General features: G+C 57.1%; 20 protein-coding genes. 18 read left to right on the top strand and 2 right to left on the bottom strand.

Translation table 11 applies throughout. From position 1 onward, the window contains the following. The 12 genes from WC859_02010 to WC859_01955 are packed head-to-tail and all read left to right on the top strand — an operon-like array spanning nt 1 to nt 11,478. Complete coding sequence (locus tag WC859_02010) at nt 1-1,611, top strand: polysaccharide biosynthesis PFTS motif protein (GenBank protein ID MFA5974924.1); 1,611 nt, start codon at nt 1-3, stop codon at nt 1,609-1,611. Continuing rightward, a complete protein-coding gene (locus WC859_02005; protein ID MFA5974923.1) occupies nt 1,599-2,513 on the top strand; it encodes an SDR family oxidoreductase in 915 nt (304 codons plus the stop codon). Before WC859_02010 ends, WC859_02005 begins: the two co-directional genes overlap by 13 nt. Then, nucleotides 2,510-3,454 carry a phosphoglycerate dehydrogenase gene (locus WC859_02000; protein ID MFA5974922.1) on the top strand — a complete coding sequence of 315 codons (945 nt, stop codon included), beginning with the start codon at nt 2,510-2,512 and terminating at the stop codon, nt 3,452-3,454. Before WC859_02005 ends, WC859_02000 begins: the two co-directional genes overlap by 4 nt. Next, nucleotides 3,444-5,075 (top strand): hypothetical protein, encoded by a 1,632-nt coding sequence (locus WC859_01995; GenBank protein ID MFA5974921.1) that lies wholly within the window; start codon nt 3,444-3,446, stop codon nt 5,073-5,075. The genes WC859_02000 and WC859_01995 overlap by 11 nt, the downstream gene beginning before the upstream one ends. Then, the gene (locus WC859_01990; protein MFA5974920.1) at nt 5,072-6,094 is read left to right on the top strand and encodes a Gfo/Idh/MocA family oxidoreductase; all 1,023 of its coding nucleotides are present in this window, start codon (nt 5,072-5,074) and stop codon (nt 6,092-6,094) included. The genes WC859_01995 and WC859_01990 overlap by 4 nt, the downstream gene beginning before the upstream one ends. Then, nucleotides 6,091-7,056, top strand: a complete 966-nt coding sequence (locus WC859_01985) for a methyltransferase domain-containing protein (GenBank protein ID MFA5974919.1) — start codon at nt 6,091-6,093, stop codon at nt 7,054-7,056. The genes WC859_01990 and WC859_01985 overlap by 4 nt, the downstream gene beginning before the upstream one ends. After that, nucleotides 7,056-7,670 (top strand): SIS domain-containing protein, encoded by a 615-nt coding sequence (locus WC859_01980; GenBank protein MFA5974918.1) that lies wholly within the window; start codon nt 7,056-7,058, stop codon nt 7,668-7,670. Before WC859_01985 ends, WC859_01980 begins: the two co-directional genes overlap by 1 nt. Then, on the top strand, nt 7,667-8,557 hold the full coding sequence (locus tag WC859_01975; GenBank protein ID MFA5974917.1) for a hypothetical protein: 891 nt from the start codon (nt 7,667-7,669) through the stop codon (nt 8,555-8,557). The genes WC859_01980 and WC859_01975 overlap by 4 nt, the downstream gene beginning before the upstream one ends. 26 nt (nt 8,558-8,583) lie before the next feature. Then, nucleotides 8,584-9,282 carry a transaldolase family protein gene (locus WC859_01970; protein ID MFA5974916.1) on the top strand — a complete coding sequence of 233 codons (699 nt, stop codon included), beginning with the start codon at nt 8,584-8,586 and terminating at the stop codon, nt 9,280-9,282. After that, a complete protein-coding gene (locus tag WC859_01965; protein MFA5974915.1) occupies nt 9,279-10,067 on the top strand; it encodes an aldolase/citrate lyase family protein in 789 nt (262 codons plus the stop codon). The genes WC859_01970 and WC859_01965 overlap by 4 nt, the downstream gene beginning before the upstream one ends. Then, nucleotides 10,064-10,723 carry an HAD family hydrolase gene (locus WC859_01960; GenBank protein MFA5974914.1) on the top strand — a complete coding sequence of 220 codons (660 nt, stop codon included), beginning with the start codon at nt 10,064-10,066 and terminating at the stop codon, nt 10,721-10,723. The genes WC859_01965 and WC859_01960 overlap by 4 nt, the downstream gene beginning before the upstream one ends. Continuing rightward, a complete protein-coding gene (locus tag WC859_01955; GenBank protein MFA5974913.1) occupies nt 10,720-11,478 on the top strand; it encodes an SDR family oxidoreductase in 759 nt (252 codons plus the stop codon). The genes WC859_01960 and WC859_01955 overlap by 4 nt, the downstream gene beginning before the upstream one ends. On the opposite strand, the gene WC859_01950 is transcribed toward WC859_01955, so the two are convergent. Then, on the bottom strand, nt 11,475-13,130 hold the full coding sequence (locus tag WC859_01950) for a hypothetical protein (GenBank protein ID MFA5974912.1): 1,656 nt from the start codon (nt 13,128-13,130) through the stop codon (nt 11,475-11,477). The two genes, WC859_01955 and WC859_01950, sit on opposite strands and share 4 nt — an antisense overlap. After that, the gene (locus WC859_01945; GenBank protein MFA5974911.1) at nt 13,130-14,143 is read right to left on the bottom strand and encodes a class I SAM-dependent methyltransferase; all 1,014 of its coding nucleotides are present in this window, start codon (nt 14,141-14,143) and stop codon (nt 13,130-13,132) included. Before WC859_01945 ends, WC859_01950 begins: the two co-directional genes overlap by 1 nt. A 9-nt stretch (nt 14,144-14,152) precedes the next feature. Between WC859_01945 and WC859_01940 the strand changes: the two genes are divergently transcribed. From WC859_01940 to WC859_01915, 6 genes are all read left to right on the top strand, one after another. Beyond that, nucleotides 14,153-14,935, top strand: coding sequence for an SDR family oxidoreductase (locus WC859_01940; GenBank protein ID MFA5974910.1), 783 nt, complete (start codon nt 14,153-14,155; stop codon nt 14,933-14,935). Further along, nucleotides 14,932-15,717: a 3-deoxy-manno-octulosonate cytidylyltransferase gene (locus WC859_01935; GenBank protein MFA5974909.1), complete on the top strand. Its 786-nt coding sequence runs from the start codon at nt 14,932-14,934 to the stop codon at nt 15,715-15,717. Before WC859_01940 ends, WC859_01935 begins: the two co-directional genes overlap by 4 nt. Before the next feature lie 67 nt (nt 15,718-15,784). Beyond that, nucleotides 15,785-17,026, top strand: coding sequence for an AAA family ATPase (locus WC859_01930; GenBank protein ID MFA5974908.1), 1,242 nt, complete (start codon nt 15,785-15,787; stop codon nt 17,024-17,026). Nucleotides 17,027-17,332: 306 nt separating this feature from the next. Next, nucleotides 17,333-18,769: a hypothetical protein gene (locus tag WC859_01925; protein MFA5974907.1), complete on the top strand. Its 1,437-nt coding sequence runs from the start codon at nt 17,333-17,335 to the stop codon at nt 18,767-18,769. Continuing rightward, on the top strand, nt 18,762-20,537 hold the full coding sequence (locus tag WC859_01920) for an ABC transporter ATP-binding protein (GenBank protein MFA5974906.1): 1,776 nt from the start codon (nt 18,762-18,764) through the stop codon (nt 20,535-20,537). The genes WC859_01925 and WC859_01920 overlap by 8 nt, the downstream gene beginning before the upstream one ends. 12 nt (nt 20,538-20,549) lie before the next feature. Then, nucleotides 20,550-21,719, top strand: a complete 1,170-nt coding sequence (locus tag WC859_01915; protein ID MFA5974905.1) for a hypothetical protein — start codon at nt 20,550-20,552, stop codon at nt 21,717-21,719. The last annotated feature ends 54 nt before the right edge of the window (nt 21,720-21,773 follow it).

Genomic DNA, 21,773 nt, shown 5'->3' with positions numbered 1-21,773 from the left:
ATGATGAATACGAACAACACCGCTCTTCCCCCGTCCACCCGTTGGGCGCAGACCTACAAAGAATTTGACAGCCTGCTCCAGCGTTTGGACCTTTCCATGAAGGGCGTTATCCCCGGTTGCCTGGGCTATTCCTCCGAGGCGCTGCGCCGCCGCCTGGTGCAGAAACTGGCAGACGCCCTGCTGAGCCCTTACCTTCGCGAAAGCGCTCTCCTTTATAAAAACGGACGCTTGACGTTCCCCGGAAGCGAAGGCCCTGCCCGCGTGGGAGCGTTTTGGATCCTCACTCAGGGCGAAATCCCGCGGCCGGCCTGGCTTTTTATTTTCCGCTCGCTTTTCCGATTTGCCCTCCAATGGCTGCTGGTTTTGACGGCGGCCCTTCGCCGAAAACAGGAAGGGCCGCTGGCGGGTCCGGTCACGATCTTTTTCGGAATGCCGGAAGCGGCAATCGCCGGTCCCAAGATGGAAGGATTCGTTGCCTTCTGCAAAAAGGGCCCTGTGACTCCGCTGCAGCAGGTCGAACGTCTGCTGATTCAGGGAATCCCTCCGGCCGGGCCGCGCCCGGCAGGCCATCCGTTCTTCAGCAAACGGCCGCTTTTTGCGTTGAACCATATTCGGCGCCGGGGCTGGAAGCATACGGCTCGTTTTCTGATGGATCACCTTCTGGCATTGAGTGCCTTTCTCCGGCTGGTGGCACGCACACCGGCCGCCTGTCTGCTGGGCAAAGATTTTGCCTATCATTCCCTCGTTCTGAGCCTGAACCGGGATCAATTGATCGGGAACATCGTCATCACGAATTCCGATTATGCCAACCAGGGTCTCTGGATGATTGATCTGCCGGGACGCTGCTTCCAAACCCACATGACGTGGTATTCCATGAATTCTCAACCTTTCAGTTTTCGCGATTACCCGGTCTCTGTCGTCTTCCCTCTTTACCGGTACATGGCCATTGATCACCATTGGGTCTGGACGCAGAACCAGGGAAATTGGCTTCGAGAATTGCATCCGTCGACTCAAACCCACGTCGTTGGACCCATTCTCTGGGTCCTGCCCGAGGCGCGGCTTCTGAAGCAGGAAGAACCCGAGGCATCCTTTCGCATCGGAGTTTTCGATGTGACGCCGGCCAAACCGGAATGGGAAAAGAACTTTGGTCTGGTCTACAACTATTACCGGACCGATACGATGATGGCCTTCGTCGACAGCATTGCAGCGGCTGTTCAGGAGCTTGAGTCTCGAATGGGGATGCCTATTTCGATTGAAATCAAACATAAACGCAACCCGACGCCTATCCATGACCGTACCTATATCGATCACATCGCCGAACTCCAGAGCGCGGGCCGCCTCCGGGTGACCCCGCCGGATGCGAATCTGTTTCTGTTCACATCACGCTGCGATCTGGTTGTCGTCATCCCCTATTCAAGCCCCGCTTACGTGGCGGCCTGCCAGGGCACGCCGGCCGTGTACTACGATCCCTCCTCGACGCTCGAGCCCCGCCAGGACATGGATCCGCTCATCAGGTTCGCCGGAAACCAGCGTGAATTAGTGGATGCGATCGCGGTGCAGATATCAGAGAAGACCCGGGGGCAAAAAGGAGCCGATCGATGCGCTTCCTGATTCCGGGAATCAACGGCCTCTTAGGCTCGAATCTGGCCCGCTGTCTGGGCCGCCGGGGTCATACCATCGTCGGAAACGGCCGGCAGCCTTCCACGCCGTCACCCGTGGAGCGGTATCTGCCTGGCGACCTGAGCCAACCGCCGTTTGCGTCACGTCTGGTCGCTCAAGCCAAGCCGGATGTCATCATCAACTGCGTCGGACTGGCCAATGTGAATCTCTGCGAAAGCGACCCCGGAATGGCCCGAACCGTGAATGTCCTGACAGCGATGAATCTCGCGAAAGCGGCCGCGGCCGCCGGCATTCGTTTTCTTCACATCTCAACCGACCACCTCTTTAAGGGAGACGAGCCCTTCCGGAAAGAAACCGATCCTCCGGCGCCGGTCAATGAATACGGCCGGAGTAAGTGGGAAGGGGAAAAAGCGGTGTTGGAAACTTGCACGCAAGCCGCCGTGATCCGCACGAATTTCTACGGCTGGAGTCCCGCCGGGCATGCGCCGACCTTTGCGGAATGGCTCTATCAAAGCCTCTCAGAAAAACACCCGATCCATCTGTATACCGATTACTACTTCAACTCGATCGAGGTCTCCTATCTGGCAGAAGCCCTCGAAGAAGTAACGCATTCGAATTATAGGGGCCTGTTAAACATCGCCAGTCCGGAGCGGGTATCCAAATACGAATTCGGCCGGGCCCTGGCGGAGGTTTTCCGCCTCTCAATGAAAAGCGTGACCGCCTGTTCCTTCGAACCCAAGACGATGGCTGTCAAACGTCCGAGGGACCTGAGCCTATCCACCGCACTTTTCAGCTCACATTTTAAAACCGCGCTCCCGAATCTGCGGGAGGGCCTGAGGCGTTTGCACGAGGAACGCCTAACGACCCAAACCGGGAGGAGAACCCCTGCATGAACGACAAAGTGCTTATTGCCCCTTCAACGATCGGCGGCTATGAGCCCGACCCTTTAGTCCCTTTGCGCGCGGCTGGATATGAACCGGTCATCAATCCCCATAAACGCAAGTTGACCGCCGACGAGGTCAAAGTCTTAGCACGGGAGTGCGTCGGCATTGTGGCCGGTTTGGAACCTTTGACGGCGGAAGTGCTGCGCGCGCTTCCGCGCCTGCGGTGCATCAGCCGCGTCGGAATCGGGGTCGACAATATTGATTTACCTTGCGCCAAAGAGCTGGGGATCCAAGTGTGTATCACGGCCGAGGCGCCCATTCGCTCTGTAGTGGAGTTGACCTTGGGGCTTTTGCTCGATCTTTTTCGGAATATTTCTAAGGCAGACCGGATGATCCGCACCAAGCACTGGGAACGCTTAAAGGGTTCGCAACTGATGGGGAAAACAGTTGGCGTAATCGGTCTTGGTCGTATTGGTCGGGCGGTAGCCGAAACGCTGCAAAAACTGGATGTCCGGGTGATCGCCTCGGACCCGGCGGCGGATGCCGGTTGGTGCGCCAGTCGGAAGATCGACCTTTGCAGCCTTGACCATCTACTTCAGAAAGCGGATGCCGTGACGATCCATGTGTCGCGCCAATCAGGCACTCCCGCGATCATTGGGAGCCGGGAGCTCTCGCTCATGCGTCCGGATGCTTTTTTGCTGAACCTCTCCCGTGGAGGCGTCGTCGATGAATCGGCACTCGCTCAGGCCTTGAGAAGCAAACGTCTGGCGGGCGCCGCGTCGGACGTTTTTGAGAAAGAACCCTACGACGGCCCCCTCTGCCAGGAGGAACGGATGCTTCTGTCTCCCCATATGGGCACCTACACACAGGAAGCCCGCGAAGCGATGGAGCGCGACGCCGTGAAAAATCTTTTGAAATCTCTTGAAAAGACCCATACCCATGCTCGCTGATATCCCCCAGCGGACCCTGGCTGCACGAGCGGAAACCGCTTCCGGGTTTTCCCGCCTGTTGACACGATTGCACCGGCGCTTAAATGCCATCCGGAGCCTGTGCCCGGATCTGCCTGTCCTGGCTATTTTCTGGCTGCACTTGAAACATCCTTTACACCCGGTACAGGAAGAGCTGCTGGCCTTGCTGAAGGCCCCCGGCGTCCGCCCAAAACGGAATTGGATTCTGACCCTGACACGATTAACAGCGGATTGGTTTGTGGCAGGCACGCGCTGCAAGCTCTACGCCATGGCTCTCACCTGGAGGATCTGCCGTATTCGATGGGCTTTCCGGAAAGAACGGCACGCGCTGGCGAAACAGTCCTTTCCCGTGATCGCCAAAACCTGGGGATTTTCGTTTGATCTGGCGAAGAAGGAAATCGACTTCTACTTCGGAGACCTCCAGGCCAGACTACGGCAGCGCGGCATTTCCATGCTGATGCTCTGCGGCAATGCCGGGATTCTGGACTCTCTTTCGTTTGGAAAAGCCTACACCTCGACGGCATTCCCTTTCAGGCTGCCGGAGCTGTGTCTTCTTCGCGTCTGGGATCCATGGCATATGTTTTTCCGCCAATTGATCGCTGCCTGGAAACTGTGGCGCCCGGCGCTGCGCGCTGCCGATCCGGTCCTGCGCCGTGCCCTAGTCCTAGCGGCACGGGATGTTCTGGCTCCTCAGACCCTGCGGGACGCCTTATTTTTCAGCATCGCTCAGACAGCCTGCCGTCAGTGGAAACCCAAAGCCTTTCTGACTTTGTACGAAGGCCATGCATGGGAAAAATGCGCCTGGGCAGGCGCCAAGAGCGGATTCTCGTCTACCTGCACAGCCGGATACCAGCACACAGTCCTTTTTCAGGAATCCCTGGCCATGACGCAGCCGTACATCGACTCCCCGGAACGGTCCCTCCCGGACCTTGTGCTCGGTATCGGGGATGTCCCTCTGGACCTGCTACGCCCATCGCACGAACCGCACGGCTGCCGGCTGGTCCGCTTGGGTAGTTTTCGATTTCAAAAAGGTCAGTCTTCGGAACCGGCCTCTCCGGCACGGCGGCGCATCCTGGTCACGCCGGAAGGCATGCTGCCTGAGATGAAAGCGCTCTTTGGATTCACCTACCGCGCCGCCCGATCCATTCCCTGGGCAACATTCGTGATCCGCACGCATCCAGCCATGCCGCTCAAGCATGTGCTGCCTGAACTGCCTGAGGATTTTCTGCGTCTACCCAATATTGCCGTCACTCAAGAAAAGGATATCTCAGCGGATTTCCGGCGGAGTTCCTGCATCCTATACCGGGGTTCTTCGACCGTTCTCTACGCTATTTTTGAAGGCCTGCGCCCTGTTTGTCTGAGCGTACCGGGAATGATAGATACCGATCCCCTGTATGATTTACAATCTTGGCGCGAGCATTGCGTAACACCCGAAGCGCTGGCGGAGCTCCTCAAGCAGGACGAGGGTCTGGCTCCCGAGGACCGTCAGGCCCAATGGCGCGAAGCCGCTGACTACGTGGCACGATACACGATGCCTGTAGACGATTCAACGATTGATCGAATGCTGGAAGCCGCGGGGCTTTCTGAAAGAGTTCCCTCATGAAGTGCATCATTTTTGGTTACGGCTATATGGGCAAGATCCGCTACCAGGTTCTGCGGCAGCATCCGCAGGTGGAATCGGTGAAGGTCTGGGACCCTTACCTGGATCGGTCCAAAACAAACCTGGGGAAGGATCTGCTGCCAGCAGACGCACCTATCCCATGGAGCACCATTGACGCGGCATTCATCTGCACGCCCAATAATGTGACGTCCGATCTGTGCGTCCAGGCGCTGAAGAATTGCCGGCGGGTTTTCTGCGAAAAGCCGCCGGGACGCAATTTTGAGGAATTCTGCCGTATCGAAGAAGCGGCTCATGCCGTTCCCGATCATCTCCTGATGTTCGGTTTTAATCACCGGCTTCATCCGTCTGTCCAGGCCGCGCGCACGCTGATCGGAGAAGGCGGCCTCGGCAAGGTGCTCTATATGAAGGGGACCTACGGCAAATCCGGCGGGGCGCGGTACCGGGAAAGCTGGCGCAACCAGAAGGAGATTTCCGGCGGCGGGATTCTTCTGGATCAGGGCATCCATATGCTGGACATTTTCCAGACCTTTCTCGGCCCCCTGACCTTCGTGGACGCGGTGTTGACCGATTCGTTCTGGCGATGCGGCGTTGAAGACAACGCCTTCGTGCTGCTGCGTTCACGCGACGATGTTCCCGCCTTTCTGCATTCGTCGGCGACCCTCTGGAAGCACACCTTCCGTTTCGAGATCGGATGTGAAAAGGGTTACCTGGTGGCGAGCGGCTTTCTGTCACAGAGCGGCAGTTACGGCCGGGAGATGCTGGTCATCGGCAAACGCCAATTCGAGGACGAAGCCCTGGCGCTCGGCAACCCCCGCGAGGAAATCATTCATTTTGACCGGGATGATTCATGGGAAAAAGAAGTCTCTGAATTTTTGGCGGCCGCCGTCGAGACTCGCACCCCCGCGCACGGCACGCTGGCCGAGGCCCGGCACGTGATGGAACTCATCCAGAACGTCTACCAGCGCCGCGGCCAACGAAAGGCAACCAAGGTGACATCATGAGATCGATTCAAACAACCATCGCCTATCCACTCTCTTCCGTTAAACCCCTCGAAGGGTTGCTGGGTTACAGGACCTTTTGTTTCGAGGCGCTGCAGCGCGCCCGCGCCAAAGGAAAAAATCAGCGCACGCAATCTCCGATCAACGGAGCGCCGCTCGTTCCCATAGGATCGGTGGGAGGTTTCCATTACGGCCGCTGCCCGAAGACCGGAGGACTGTTCCTGATGGACCTGCCTTCGCCGGAAAGCTGGCCCGGCCTTTTGGCCGAAACAACGCGTTACCGTCACGCGCCCAAAGGGTTCCACGCGGCCGTGTCCGGATCACGGACCGAAAACGTGTACGCACCAAAGCTTGATTGGATCCAGACGACCCTTCGTCTTCAGGAAATCCGTCAGCCGAATATCCTGGAAGTCACGACGCCGCCGAGTGATTTTTCCTCGCTGCTGAACCAGAGCGGGTTTTTCCGAAGTGTGACGACGGTCAATGAGATGGACCTCTGCCGGCAGACCGGCCCCGCCGCGGCGGACCCGTTTCATGCGGCCGTTCTGCTGGAGTCTCTGGACCGGGTGGATGACCCGGGCGCCTTGCTCGCGGCCGTCCGCAACCGCCTGGAACCCGACGGCCTTCTTTTTCTGACGGCCCTGGTCAGTTCCGGATTCGATCTCTGCGTGCTGGGTTTGAACAATCTCTACCTCTGTCCGCCGGATCGCGCGAATTGTTTTAGCCTCCAGGGACTGGAAACGTTCCTGAAGGAGGCGGGCTTCAAACTCATCGAAGTCAGCACTCCGGGCGTGCTTGATTTAGAAATCGTCCAAGCACATATGCGGCATGATCCGGAGATCCGGCTCTCTGATTTTGAGCACCGGCTCTTGTCGAGCGACGAAGAGACCCGGCGCGCATTTCAATCCTTCCTGCAGGAGCGTGGACTGAGCTCCTTCGCACGGATCGTCGGGAGGAAAATCTAGTGTCCGAACATCTCCAGCGTTATTTTAAGGAAGTCGCCCAGATCGCAGGACTTTTGGACCAGCGCCCGATGGACCGGTTGGTGGAAAGGCTTGTCCGCCTGCGTCAGGACGGGGGACGTCTTTTCCTGTGCGGCGTGGGCGGGAGCGCCGGGAATTGCGGCCACGCCGTGAACGATTTCCGCAAACTGGCCGGCATTGAAGCGTACGCTCCCACTGACAATGTGGCGGAACTGACCGCGCGCACCAATGATGAAGGCTGGGACACGGTGTTCGCGGCTTGGCTTCGTGTCAGCCATGCGAAATCAAAGGACGCGCTTCTCATTTTCTCCGTCGGCGGCGGAAACCGCGAGAAAAATATCAGCGCGAACCTGGTGGCCGCCGTTGACGAAGCCCGGGCGCGAGGAATGGATATCCTTGGAATTGTCGGACGAGACGGCGGCTATACCCAGAAACACGGCACGATCGTCGTGATCGTCCCGACGGTGAACCCGTCGAGCGTCACACCTCACTCCGAAGCGTTTCAAGCCGTCATCTGGCATGCTCTGGTTTCCGACCCACGGCTCATGATCCAGGGCAATAAATGGGAAACCACGACAGCGGCAACCGTCAAATGAGTTCGAGCATTGAAACACTCTCCCGGTCCCGGATTCCCTATGCCGACGAGTACTACGAACGGCTCATCTATGTCCGGGATGCCCTGGGACGCTACCGCTTAAGGCCCAACCAGTCGCTGGCGCATGTGACCATCAACCGGCTCGGCTACCGGGGGGTTGATTTCCGGGGCAGCGAGACCGCGCTTCTCCTGGGAGATTCCGTCACCTTCGGAGTGGGCGCCTCTGGTGATGACGCCCGGCTCTCGAAGTTCTGGGAGCAAGCTTCCGGAGCGGCGATTGCCGACGCTTCTGTCCGCGCCTACAGGGTTGATCAGCATTATGTTCAGCTTCCCGCGCTTCTCGACACCCTGCCGCGGCTGAAAAAAATGATCGTCTGGTGCGGGTATGCGGATCTGCTGTTTTGGGCGACAACCGGGGGACGGGTGGAAGGGTCTTTCCAGATGGACGTCCAATACTCCGGGACCCCGAGATGGTTCCGCTGGCTAGGCTCCCTTCTGGACAAGAGTCCTGCGGCAACCTCGTCCAAAGGGGACGTAACGGCTCTGGCGGCGCACATGCTTCGCTACCTTTCCGCCATGCGCGATCTCTCGTCAGCCCGCGGGATCGGTCTTTTAGTCCTTCTTCAACCTTTTTTGCGCCGCGCACCCGAGGATTCGACCTTCCGAGCCATCACAAATTATTATGACACCCGGACGAAGGCTAAATGCGGCATGGGCTGGTATGAGGCGTCGGAGCGTTTTGTCCGGGAGCTGGAAGCGGGGACGGCCTCCCGCGGGATGACCTTGATGGATCTCCAGTCCTGGGTGACTGAAAGTGATTTTCTGGACCAAGTGCACCTCCGCGCGGAGGCGCACGAACGGCTGGCCCGGCGGCTGCCGGTGCCGTAATTCGACGAAAGGGGAATTTTCAAACCATGGGAACCAAACTGACGGGCCTTTTTCTGGACACCGGACGCCTCGATGAAATTACAAAGTATCTTTCGATGGGGATCGTCCGGGGCGTGACAACAAATCCGACCATTCTGGTCAAAGACGGCATTACCGGGGGTTGGGCAGGAATCGAGAAACAGTCGAGGGAAATTGCCAAACTGATTGATCCCCTGCCGCTTTCGGTTGAGGTGACATCGAATGAACCGGCTGAGATGCTCCGGCAGGCCAAGCTCTTCGCCGGCTGGGCAAAAAACATCAACGTCAAGATCACGATCCACGGCCCCAATGGAGAGCTTGAAAATTTGCGCCTCGTTCATGAGCTGGAGACCCGGCACAACATCCGGGTCAACGTGACCGCCATGATGAGCGCCCAGCAATGCCTCCTCGCCGCCCAGGCCGGAGCAACCTACGTTTCGATCTTCGGCGGACGGGTCAACAACATGGGGTACAATTCCTGCGAAGAGGTGGCCCGGCTGCGCGCCCTTCTGGACGCGTTCGGCAGCCCGGCCAAGATCATCGTCGGGTCGACCCGGGAAGTGCTCAATATTGTCGAATGGTTCGAGGCCGGAGCGGACATCGTGACCGCCACACCCAACCTCATTGAAGGAATGATCGTCCATCCCTATAGCAAAGAAACCGTCCAGATGTTCCTACGCGACGGAGAAAAGTTGGCCCGCCCATGATCCCAGAACTCCGTCAGAGACTGCGCAAGAGAGAGCGCCTTTTCGGCGCGTGGACGTCTATCGGGCATCCCTCCATCACGGAGATTTTCACCCGCGCTCCTTTCGACTTCATCGGGATCGATCTGGAGCACAGCACCATTTCCCAGGAGCAGTCCCAGCGGATTATCGCGGCCTGCCAGGCGCGCCAAATCCCCTGCCTTCCCAGGGTCTCGTCCCATAACGCCGAACAGATCAAGCGCTTGCTCGATTCCGGCGCCGACGGCATGATCGTTCCCATGGTCAACACCGTCCGCCAGCGCGACGACCTGGTTCGATGGATGAAATACTCTCCCGTCGGCCAGCGAAGTTTCGGCGTCGCCCGCGCCCAGGGCTACGGATTTGATTTCGACTCTTATACCCGCAACTGGAACAAACGGTCGCCCTTTATTATCCAGATCGAGTCCATTGAGGCCGTTGAGGTCATTGATCAACTTCTGGATTGCGAGCATGTCGACGGTGTCATGACGGGTCCCTATGACATGTCGGGGTCCTTGGGCGTTCCGGGCCAGCTGGATCATCCGAAAGTCAGGGCGGCCTGCCAAAAAGTCATCGAGGCCTGCCGGCGCCACGGCTTATCTTGTGGAACGCAGATCGTCGATCCGGATGCCGCCAATATCCGTCGAGCTTTCGCCCAGGGATTCACCTTCCTGGTCCTGTCCTCTGACGTGTTTCTCCTGTGGAAATGGGCCGAGCGGATGGGGAAATTGATCCCCGGCTCGCGACGCCGGAAGAACCGATGGCCGTGACCACCCCCGTCTCTGTTTTGTCGGAAAAAATCCGGGGCTGCAAGGCCCTGGCGTTTGATTTCGACGGAACCCTCGTCGATTCCAACCCAATCAAGCGGGGGGCTTTCGACATCTGCTTTTCCGAGTATTCCGAACACGCCGAAGCGATCCGGGACTACTGCTCCCGCTTCAATCACACCCCGCGATGGGAGAAGTTCCAGTACGTCGTCGAGAAAATCCTGAAGCAACCCTATACGGAAGAGCGGTCCCGGGAGCTTCACAAACGTTATGAAGACGCCACCACGCGGCAAGTGATTGAAACCCCCGAAATCCCCGGTGCGATGGATTTTCTGAAATCGCTCCGCTCCTGCCCGGTTCTTCTTTTATCGAGCACGCCGCATCCGATTTTGATGGACATTCTGAAGGCCCGCGGAATGACTTCCTTCTTTGCGGGCATTCAAGGCGCACCGGTCAATAAGGCGGAGTGGCTCCGCCAGTACCGGGAGACGCAGCGCCTTCAACCAGAGAATTTATTGTTTTTCGGAGACACCCCTGAAGACGCCGCCGCCGCCCGCCAGGCGGGCTGGACGTTTGTCGCGGTGGCTAATCCCCAGATTCAGGACGGCGCTGTTTGTTATCTGGATAATTACCGAACGCTGGAGCTCCCACACCCATGAAAACCATCGATCAACGTTTCAATCTGAAAAACAAAGTCGTCGTCGTGATCGGGGGGGCCGGCCACCTCTGCTCGACGCTCGGACGCGCCATGGCCGAATCCGGCATGAAGGTCTGCGTCCTCGACAGGCCTGAGGCGCCGGATAAAGACCGGTCCAATTATCCGATGACGTATTGGAAATGCGACGCCACATCCAAAGCGGACCTGGATCGCTGTTGCGCCGAGATCCTCAAGAAATATAAACGCGTGGATGTCCTATTAAACGGGGCCGGCGTGAACGCGCCCACGCCGTTCCTCGATATCCAGACCGATGAAATGGATCGCATCCTCCAGAGCCACCTCTACGCCACGTTGTACGCTTCCCAGGTGTTCGGCGCCGCGATGCTCAAACAGAAAAGCGGAAGCATTATCAACTTTGCTTCCGCCTCTTCCGGACCGCCGCTGTCCAAAGCGTTCATCTACTCGATCGCCAAAGCCGGCATCGCGAACCTCACCCAGAACCTCGCGCGGGAGTGGGCCACCCAGGGCGTGCGCGTCAATGCCCTGCGGCCGGGATTTTTCCCGACGCAGTGGAGCATGAAGCATTTTATCGATGCGGACCGGAAAAAGAGCATCCTGGGGCACACACCGATGGGACGCTTTGGCAAGCCGGAAGAACTGATTGGCGCCACGCTTTGGCTCGCGTCCGACGCCGCCAGCTTCGTGACCGGCTCCCTCGTCGCGGTAGACGGTGGATTCACCGCCATGACGATCTAGGCGCGCGCCCGCCGCAGTTGAAGGATATATCGGAAGAATTCGACGAATAGAACGACCGACGTCTGCAACACCAGTCCGAGCATCACGAGCAGAGCTGGAATGGAAAACATGAAGTAACGCGGGTTTTCAACTGTCACGAGGCCGCTGAACACCACAGAGAAAAACACAACCTGGACCACAAGAATCCCATAAACATTCGTTGCAGCTTCCTCCCTCCACCGCCACCAACGGATGATTATCAATAACCCTCCCCAAAGAAAAACCGAATACGCGGTTTTCATCAGCCACGGGAAGAAATTGTGGGAGAGAATCTCAACGTAACGATGAAGAAAATACGCATCCGCATTTTCTGGGCGGAGACCGTGCAAGAACTCAGGGCCGCCGGTGGCATATTCTTCATGCACAGCCTTCATCGTTCGAAGATAGAGAAGGGGTCTCGACATGAACAGCGCGCGGGTCAGCCGGAGAGACTCGCCCGCGTAAACCCCAATCCATCGAGGAGACAGCTCCGGGGAATAACCCTGAAAAAGATATTGGCGTGCATAAGAGTCTTCTTGATCTTTCCGGATGATGGCCGCCAAGCGGGGCTGGCCAAAGCGGTCCAGCCTGCTCGCCAAGGGGCCAAAATCAAACGGCCAGGGGCGGTCCGCCACTCCGTGCGCCGAGGACCAAGGCATGCAGATGCCAAAAGCATGGGAAAGAAACGTCCAGCCATTGGATGGTTTCCCATCGGGTCCCGTGGGCGGAATCGCATGGTCGTAACACCACCGATACCAATCCGGAGCACCGGAGTCCATGAGGAATTTCTGAATGACCGGTAGGGCCGGAGGATTGTTTTCGTAGAAATCACTCCACCCGAGAGCGCGCTGAACAAACATCATGGACGCGGCCCCGCCCTTGGGGCTCACTGAAAAAGAACCGGTTCGACGGAATGCCCGGAGAGATAAAACACCGACGAGAAGCATGACGCAACCGGTGATCGTTAGCCATTGGAAAAGACGCGCCTGCCGAAACTCGCGCCGAAACAACAGCCAGGCCGCCTGAACCATCAGAAGAACCGGCACACTGTAACTGGTCACATTCAGCTGAAGCATCAGCAACCCGCAAGCCGCACTGAATCCAAGAGTGGCGGTCCAGGTTCTAGCCTCAATCCAGGACGCTAGGCAGAAGATAAACAAGCAGTTAAAAAAGGTCGTGTAAACATCATAGTGACCCATGAGGCCGGCATACCATAACTCGAAGACGATGAGCGCAAACGAGTACGCGAGGGCAAGAGCAAGAGCCACCCAGCGATTCACGGACACCTTATCCATCACTCGATAGAGAAGCGTAACGGCAATCGAGTCCGCCAGAAAAAGATAAAGCAAATGCACATGATACTGTCCGGCGACCCTCAAACCGGCCGCGGACAGGAGGACCTTTTGGATGACGTAGGTCAGAGGGGGAATACAGTCATTGAAGAGAACATACTCTCGGAAGTGGCTGGCCAGTACACCGGGAAATGCATTCGGGGCGAAGGGAAGACCGGGGTGGTCGGCCACATAGCGGAGATAAACCATGATTCGGAAAAGGAAACTGCCGGCAAACACCAGCATCCCGAAGAGGGTTCCGCTGCTGCTTCTTTTAACGGACTCGGTTATCCTTTTTTGCATTATTGTTTTTTTGGGCTGGAGAGGGCCCGAAGCCAGGTTCCTTTGGGGTTTTTCCGATCAATTCCAAAGGCCCACCGGTAACCGGCGCGCTGAAGACCGGAAGGAATATGGCGCTCCAGCTTTCCCATCAAGCGGATCACGATTCGTAAGACGATCGACGAATCGCGACGGAACGGCGTCTTCGCTTGATCCCTGCCATAGGATTCGATGGATTGAATATCCCAACCACCCTGCAGGAGCAGGGCCTTCAGGCTGCCGTGAGAAAAGAAGAGCAGGTGAGGGAAGATGTCGCGTTTGAAAAGATAGTCCTGGTGGGGAACTTCGATAAAAAGCGCACCGGAGTCGCGCAGATAGGGACTGACTTGCTTCAGCAGTTCTCCTGGAGACCGCAGATGCTCCAGCACATGGGACAAAACAACGATGTCGAAACGCCCGGCGGCCGGTCCCAACTCCTCCAGCGAGGCGGTCTGCCGCAGCGGGACCTGAAGGCCTTCACGCTGCCAAAACCCACTGAGTTCCGCACGCATTCCGCCATCCGGTTCGACCGCAACGTATTCCGAGAGAGGAGTGGTCCTGTCCTTCGCGGCTACCAGGCCCATGGCTCCCTGTCCCGAGCCGATGTCCAGCAGGCGCAAGCCCGAGCCGGCGGATTTCCCTGACCAATGCTGTTTGATGAACCGCCATCGGCTTTCGGCCAGAGCCAGAGCCAACGACAGTTTCCGCAGGTCTTGCCGCGGTTCCGGCGGCAAAGCGTTTTGCCAGAATTGCCCCTGTTTGTAAATAACCGCCTCGTCCGCCTCGGAAAAGGGAGGGAGCGCCGCGCCCAACCCGCAGCTTCGGCAAAACGCCACATGGGACGGCAGATGGACTCCCGCCGGAGGAGTCCCGCCCGTTCGATAAGGAATCGTTTGCCCTGGATCGAACTCAAACGGATGGCCGCAGGCAGGACACCGGGGGAAATCCGGCGCCGGCGCGTACGCCAGTTGGCCTGATACGTCGTCGGTAACCATCATGGATCACTTATGATATCATTACTTCATATTTTGAATATGGCGAAATTCAACCAACACGTTGTGGGCATCACGGGCGGCACCGGAGGCATCGGGCGCGAAATAGCCGCATTGTTTCACAAAAGAGGATACGCCGTTGCCGTGGCTTCGCGCCGAGCGCGAAAGAGCGCGTCGAGACGAGGATGGATATCCTGGCCGCTCGACGTTCGCGAACGCGAGGGCGTCCGCGAATTCGTTCAGGAGACCGTGAAACGGTTCGGGCGCCTCGATGCGTTCATTAATGTCGCAGGGATTTCACTTTGGAAGCCCCTTCGGGCGATTGACGAGCCCTTCATCCGCGACATGCTCGAAACGAACGTGCTGGGCACGCTCTGGGGCTGCCAGGCGGCCGCGGCGGCGATGCGCCGAGGGGGGAGCATCGTCAATCTTTCAAGCCTCGCGGGAAAACGCGGAAGTTCCAACAACAGCGCCTATTGCGCGAGCAAGTTTGCCGTCAACGGAATGACCCAATCCCTGGCCAAAGAACTCGGTCCGCGCGGAATCCGCGTGAATGCCGTTTGCCCGGTTTACATCCGCACACCCTACATCATCGGCTCCTTAAACGATCCGGATTCCCCGGCCGCCGGAAAGGATGTCGCGCAATACCTGTCCAATTTCGCCCGAACGCAGACGGCGCTCCGCCGTCTTCCGACCGCGCGGGAAGTCGCACAGCTGGTTGGGTTCCTGGCCGGTCCGGAAGCATCTGGGATTACAGGCCAATGCATTAATGTCGACTGCGGAACCTTGCCGCAATGACATCCACAAAGATTGCCGCTGTTATTCCCGCACGCATGGGTTCCAGCCGCTTTCCAGGGAAACCCCTTCTCGAAATCGCCGGCCTCCCGATGGTTGAGCATGTGCGGCGCCGCGCCCTGATGTCCGGAACATTTTCGGATGTCGTTGTGGCCACTTGCGATGCGGAGATTCAGCAAGCCATTGAAGGATTCGGCGGGCGCGTCATCATGACGAAAGCATCGCACCCAGGCGCAACAGACCGGGTCGCGGAAGCGGTGTCCCATCTTTCGTGCACCCACGTCGTGAATGTCCAGGGGGACGAGGTCCTCGTACTGCCTGAAGATCTCCGGACGATCACGCAAACGATCGCAGCCGCCCCTGATGCCCCTGCGTGGAATGCCATCGCGCCGATCGCTTCCGCAAAAGAACTCGCAGACCGTTCGATTGTTAAATGCATCGCCTCTTGCGGGAATCGTATTCTCTATTGTTCACGCGATTTTTCACGCCTTCCTTTTAAGAATCAAGGGTTTGACCCGGTCCACATCATCCTCGGGCTGGTCGCCTTCCGCCGGGATTTTCTGACCACCTTCTGTCAGCTTCCACGAACCGCTGCTGAAACGCTGGAATCCATCGATCAAAACCGGATCATTGAACACGATCATGATCTTAGAGGAATTCTCTTATCGAGAGGTTATCCGGGCATCAACGAACCGCGGGAAGCGGAACAGGTCAATCGCCTCCTGAAAGAAGATGAGCTGCAACAAGCGGTTCTTCAACAGCTCCTAGCCATAAAAGCCGCATGAAGGAGCTCTTTTCAGGTTGATTTTTCAGATAATAAGGTGTAGTTTATAAACAGACGAGGATTCCAAAGTGCTCTTTAGCCGTTGGTCTCAAACATCCTTACAGGATAAGCTGAATCGCCCGTATGTCCACCTTTTATTCGGGGCTCGACAAACGGGGAAATCCACACTCATCAAATCCATTCTTCCACCGGATGCCATTCAAATCAATCTGGCCGATCCACGGGAACGTTCCCGCCACCTTTCCAATCCGGAAGAGTTCATTCAGATTTGCCGTGCCCTGCCGCGTGAATCCCTGACGCGTTTTGTATTTGTAGACGAAGCCCAATCGGTCCCGTCCATCTTTGATGCGGTGCAATATCTTTACGATGAAGAAAAAACGCGGTGGCGGTTTATTCTGTGCGGCAGTTCGGCCCGCAAACTGCGAAGCAACGGGACGAATCTCCTGCCTGGCCGCAGCTTGGCGCATCACCTCTATCCATTGATCCTTCCGGAACGTCCGGCCGCAGACACCGGACATACGGGCATTATTTTGCCATTTCCATGGATAAGGGACTCCGCGCCTGAAAAACCATTCCCAGCCGCCGATTTGATGACCCGATTGGCTTACGGAGAACTCCCCGGAATTGTCACGGCGAATGAAGAAAACCGTCCGGACCTTCTAAAAACCTACGCGTTTGTTCATCTGGAGGAAGAAATACGCCGTGAAGCGTCAATTAAAGATTGGGGAGCTTTTGTCCGTTTTTTAAAGCTGGCGGCGGCAGAATCCGGACATCTTCTGAATTTTGCCCACATTTCCCAGGAATCCGGCGTTTCCCAGCCGACCGTGAAGGCGCATTATCAATTGCTAGAAGACATGTTCGTCGGCTTCCGCCTTCCGGCGTATTCAAAAAGTCCCCGCAAAAATCTGCTTTCCACCCCTAAATTCCTCTTTTTCGATCTGGGTGTCCGCCATGCTGCCGCCGGACTGTCGCCTTCGCCGGAAGTCGTATTAGCCAGTCCCGGCGGAATTTTTGAGCAGTGGGTTGGGATAGAGCTTTGGAAACGCCTTCAGTATCTGGGGGAAGGCTGTTTGTTTCATCAACGAACAAAAGACGGCGCCGAGGTAGATTTCCTGGTGGACTATCGAAACCGGCTCATCCCGGTCGAAGCCAAGTGGACGGAACGTCCGACGATACAGGACGCGCGGCATCTCTTAAGTTTCATCGATGAAAACAGGGACCAGTCTCCACAAGGCTACATCGTTTGCCGGTGCCCCCGTCCACTGCAACTGCATCCCAAGATCACAGCACTGCCGTGGTCGTCTCTGTAAAAAGTCAGGAAACGCTAAGAAGAAGCAGAAAATTCCACTAAGCGATGTTGGGCGGGTCCGTCAAAATTACGCCAGAAGAGCGGGCGGTTAGCCGGATATTTATGAAACCCTCTCATTTGCACTGAAGCATCCCGCAAACGCCCAGATAGTAACTCTTTTCAAGCGCTGAATCCACATCTCCTCGATCATCCAATTGTGACGATTTGTATCGATTTTATTATATTGATCACGAGAGCAACATATTGTTCAATAAGTGAACATCCATCAATCGATGAGCCAAATCTGATTCAATCGGAGACCTAATTGATGCCGTACGCAGTAGCTGACGATCAAACGAAAAGCGGTTCAGCCCAGGCGCAAACCTCGCCGTTTAACTTGCTTATTGTCCTCTCCAGTCGTCTCTATGTCCGGAATTTTCTGGAATCCGGCGCCTTGAACAGGCTGGCCGATCCGTATTCCTGCTCCGTGGCTTTAGCCCAGGGCATGGACCCTTCCTTATTAACGTCCCAATTCCCGTTTGCCGGTTTTATTTCCGCCGATCCAAAACGAAGCCAATGGAATACCTTCCGGATGTATTTGACGATGTGGGCCCATCGTAAACGGTCCACGTCGTATCCGTTGAAATTCAACGTGGATATCAGCGGCCGCAAACGGCGCACCCTGTACCAAATCCTGGCTCTGCCGGGGTTATTCCAGCTCACCTTGTTCGTCATCGAAAGGCTCATCGGGCGCAACCGGTCTGTCGATAACCTCTTAGACAAGACCCGGCCCGTGATGGTGGTATTCCCTTCCCAGGGAACGGATCTGATGGCGTTGGATGTCCTCGCCGCTTGCCGGGAAAGAAAAATCCAGACCTTTATGCTGATTAATGGCTGGGACAACCTCAGCACCAAGGGAACCATGACGGATCATCCGGACATTCTGGCCGTATGGGGGGAGGAATCCCGGGAACATGCCGCGCGGATCCAGCATATTGAACCCGCGCGGATCCGAGTGTTGGGCGTGCCTCATTTTGAGGTTTACCGCAACACCGTTCCTCCCGAAAAAATTAGCCACATTCGTGCCATTCATGCGATCCCTGCCGATCGTAAAATAATCATTTTCGCCGGGTGCTCAAGAGATGTCGCTGAACTCGACTTATTGGGTGAACTTGACCGGGCCATGGGCCAGGGTACCATGAGCGGCTATCATGTAATTTACAGGCCGCACCCCTGGGGGCATGACTCGCAACTGGAGACCCGCTTTTCGGACCGGCATTTTCGTTTCATTACCATGGATGCACAGATCCGCGAAGGGCATGAACGTGTCGACCGTCTTGGGCTCGGCCGCCGGCCGGATCATTTTGTGCCGGGACTTGACTATTATCCCGCGCTGATGGCCAGCGCGCACTGCGTGATTTCGCCGCTGTCTACCTTCCTCATCGAATCCGCAGTCATGGGGAAACCGGCCCTGGCGATTGCCTTCTCCATCGGCAAGACAGAATTTCCATTGGAACAGATTTACGAATGCGAACACTTCCGCTACCTTCGCAAAACGCAGGCGATCCTGACGTCTCATTCCCGTCAGGCGTTTGTTCGGGATGTCCAGCATCTGCTTGAACTGGCTGAACAACCGGCTATCGGCGAGCAACTTCGCCAAGACATCGCCCCGATCGTATTCCGTGGTCCGGGGCCCTATGCGGACCGCCTGTTGGCGGAGATCCAAGCCCTCCTTCCACAAGGTGCGAGCCACTCCCATGCATAAAACCTTTCGGCAAATCTGGTACTTCATGCGCCCCTACTGGCAGCGCTATACCGTGATTTCCGCGTTGAACGTGCTGGTGGCGGCAACGGAGTACTTCACGCTGGCGCTTCTGATGCCCATTCTTTCCGTCCTGGCCGGCACCGGTCCTATCGCCACCGGAAGCCGGATCCAATCGGCTCTTGAAAGAATTCTGTCCTGGCTTCCCACACACAACATTCTCCTGGCCTCCTGCATGATGCTGCTGGTGGTTGCGCTCGTTCGGTTCGGAACGCAGCTCATTCAGCAATATGTCGTCACCTCAACCAGCGGCCGTATCATGGCGGATCTTCGAAAGCGCATTTTTAACTTCTATGCCGGGTCTGAGCTGGACTCGTTACTCAGCCAGAAGCAAGGCCGGCTCGTTTATATTCTCGGCATATCCCCCAATAAGGTGGCGGGCACCCTGATGCGCGTTCCAAACCTGAGCGCTTCCGTCGTGACGTCCCTGGGGATCTTCCTCCTGCTGCTGTCGGTTCAGTGGAAATTGACCTTCGGTTTGACTTTTACGGCGGCTGGCTTTTATTTCCTGATTTCCAAGTCGACTCGACGGCACGCGTATGCCACCGGAAAACAAATGGGCGCGGTCAGCAGCGATGCGAACATCACGCTGAACGAATTCGTCAGCGGCTTTAAACAGATTACGGTGGCCAATGCGGTGGGCCGCTGGATCCGGTCGAATGACACGCTCAGCGAACAGATCAGCGACCTTTACGCGCGGACCAATCGATTGCTGGAATACCCGCGCTACTTTATGGATTTGTTTGCCGTGGTCCTGGTCACCGCCCTGATTTCTCTGGCAAGCGTCCGATTTGGAGCGAACCTGCCGTCCTTTCTGCCGACGCTTGGCATTTTCCTGGCGGCTTTTTTCCGCATGGTCCCTCACCTGTCGAACATCGGGAATGCCGGGGTCCTGATCATTTCCAGCCTGCCCGATCTGGAGATCGTCCATGGAGTCCTTCAACAGCCGCCGGCGGTCACGGTCGCCGGCACAACGCGCTTCACCACGCTGAAGGAGGCGATCCGTTTTGAGCAGGTCGCCTTCAAACACAAGGATCGCGGGATGCTATTGGATTCGCTCAGTTTTACACTCGAAAAGAACAAGGTGACGGCCCTGGTGGGCAAATCCGGACAGGGAAAAACAACCATTATTAACCTGCTCCTGGGTTTTTACAGGCCGTTCAGCGGACGCATCTGGGTGGACCGCGCTGACTTGGCTGAGTTCGATTTGACCAGCTGGCGCAGTCGGATCGGATTTGTGAGCCAGGACAGCTTTATTTTTCACGCGACGATCGCTGAAAACATCGGATTCGATGATCCGCGTTTCAACCTGGCGGATATCGAAGAAGCCGCTCGGATCGCCAACGCCCATGAATTCATCACGAGCTTCCCTGAGGGGTACCGGACCGTTGTGGGAGAACGCGGCATGAAACTGTCGGGAGGCCAGCAGCAGCGTATCGCGATTGCCCGCGCCGTCATCCGAAAACCTGAGATCTATATCTTTGATGAGGCGACCAGTTCCCTCGACCCTATCTCGGAACGGGCCGTACAGCAGGCCATTCAAGCCCTCTCCCAGGGGCATACGACCCTGATTGTGACCCACCGCCTGGCAGCCGTCGAACACGCCGACCATATCCTGCTCCTGCAGGATGGACGAATCCTGGAGCAAGGTTCGCACGCCGATCTACTCTCGCGCCAGGACCAATACTGGGAACTTCACCGCGGAGGTTAAAAGGGACTATCCGTGAATTACATTATTGAGAACATTTCCTATGGTTATGGCCCTTTTTTGAGGCTCACGGAAATCGCGGTCGCGCTCAACCGCACCCTTTCCACCTGGAATCGCCCGGCCCTGGGAATCATCGTCCCCTGGCTGTATGGCGAAAAGCAGCGCGAGATTATGCGCCAGGCTTTCGCAACTCCCGAGAACCAAGAGACCAGCCGCCTCATCTTTCTGGATGCCGATCTCGGCCGTCTCCTGAACACCCTCCTGTTTCAGGGCGGTCCGTTCCGAGACTTTTTGAGCGGGTGGAGCGAGCGAACCGCGTCGGTCGAAGCGCAGTGCCGGAAGCATCTGGGCGGACCCATCGTTCTTGAAAACCTGCACGGAGAGAAAACGGCCATTCAAGGGCCATCCATCACCATGGAACTTCAGCGCTCACCGCTCGTGCGGTTTGATGTGGCTCCCAGCTACTGCGTTACATTTGCGCATCGTTCTGAAATCTTGCGCCGGGCATCGATCGAAACGAGCGGCACGTTCAACATCCCGACGGATCTGCTGCGTTCAGCGCAACGCGCTTTTGACCGAGTCGAGGACGCGCCGGCCCTCCACTTGATGACGCACCCCGGGCCCTTTTGGGACGATTCCGACGCGCCCAAGACAACCGCCTCCCATCACGTGGACATTCCATTGACCGCGTTCCTTCCCGAGGACCCCTTTCCCGTCGAACAGCAAGGAATCTACGTCAGCGCATCAGGAATTGACAGGCTGGACCGTTTATACCCGTCGCTATCTCAACTTGGAATGGCCATTTATTCAAACCGCCCCGACGTCATCCCGGGCTCCCGGTATGCGCCGCCTTCCGCCCTTCGCAACAAGAAGATCGTTGCCCACCTCGCGCGCTCCGGGTGGGGAGCTCTATGGTCTTCCATTCTGGCCGGAGTCCCTCTCATCGTTCCGCCCTACGACGCGGACGATGATCCGGAAATATTTTTCAACAACCGCTGCATTGAACGACTGGCCATCGGACGGGTGTATCGGCCTGATTCCCTTGCACAAACGTTGCAGGGCCTCGGGAGTCTCAGGCAAAATATTCAGGCTCTTTCGGACAAGCTCACCAAACGGTTCGGAACGCTGGACGGCAGCCGCCTGGCTGCACAGGAAATCGTACGCTGTCATTGGAGAGAAAACTGAACAGGGGTCAGCTCATCGTCGAATTTTGCCAGAATCATAAGGGGAGCCGGAGCC

Source organism: Elusimicrobiota bacterium, assembly GCA_041660185.1.
Taxonomy (GTDB): domain Bacteria; phylum Elusimicrobiota; class Elusimicrobia; order 2-01-FULL-59-12; family 2-01-FULL-59-12; genus JBAZWU01.
The sequence above is the reverse complement of the archived record's forward strand: the minus strand, read 5'-3'. Positions and strand labels throughout refer to the sequence as shown.

Bases quoted from the DNA above. Each gene is read 5' to 3' on its own strand.
- WC859_02010 (MFA5974924.1), top strand. From the start codon at position 1: ATGATGAATACGAACAACACCGCTCTTCCCCCGTCCACCCGTTGGGCG.
- WC859_02005 (MFA5974923.1), top strand. From the start codon at position 1,599: ATGCGCTTCCTGATTCCGGGAATCAACGGCCTCTTAGGCTCGAATCTG.
- WC859_02000 (MFA5974922.1), top strand. From the start codon at position 2,510: ATGAACGACAAAGTGCTTATTGCCCCTTCAACGATCGGCGGCTATGAG.
- WC859_01995 (MFA5974921.1), top strand. From the start codon at position 3,444: ATGCTCGCTGATATCCCCCAGCGGACCCTGGCTGCACGAGCGGAAACC.
- WC859_01990 (MFA5974920.1), top strand. From the start codon at position 5,072: ATGAAGTGCATCATTTTTGGTTACGGCTATATGGGCAAGATCCGCTAC.
- WC859_01985 (MFA5974919.1), top strand. From the start codon at position 6,091: ATGAGATCGATTCAAACAACCATCGCCTATCCACTCTCTTCCGTTAAA.
- WC859_01975 (MFA5974917.1), top strand. From the start codon at position 7,667: ATGAGTTCGAGCATTGAAACACTCTCCCGGTCCCGGATTCCCTATGCC.
- WC859_01970 (MFA5974916.1), top strand. From the start codon at position 8,584: ATGGGAACCAAACTGACGGGCCTTTTTCTGGACACCGGACGCCTCGAT.
- WC859_01965 (MFA5974915.1), top strand. From the start codon at position 9,279: ATGATCCCAGAACTCCGTCAGAGACTGCGCAAGAGAGAGCGCCTTTTC.
- WC859_01955 (MFA5974913.1), top strand. From the start codon at position 10,720: ATGAAAACCATCGATCAACGTTTCAATCTGAAAAACAAAGTCGTCGTC.
- WC859_01950 (MFA5974912.1), bottom strand. From the start codon at position 13,130: ATGCAAAAAAGGATAACCGAGTCCGTTAAAAGAAGCAGCAGCGGAACC.
- WC859_01945 (MFA5974911.1), bottom strand. From the start codon at position 14,143: ATGATGGTTACCGACGACGTATCAGGCCAACTGGCGTACGCGCCGGCG.
- WC859_01940 (MFA5974910.1), top strand. From the start codon at position 14,153: ATGATATCATTACTTCATATTTTGAATATGGCGAAATTCAACCAACAC.
- WC859_01935 (MFA5974909.1), top strand. From the start codon at position 14,932: ATGACATCCACAAAGATTGCCGCTGTTATTCCCGCACGCATGGGTTCC.
- WC859_01925 (MFA5974907.1), top strand. From the start codon at position 17,333: ATGCCGTACGCAGTAGCTGACGATCAAACGAAAAGCGGTTCAGCCCAG.
- WC859_01920 (MFA5974906.1), top strand. From the start codon at position 18,762: ATGCATAAAACCTTTCGGCAAATCTGGTACTTCATGCGCCCCTACTGG.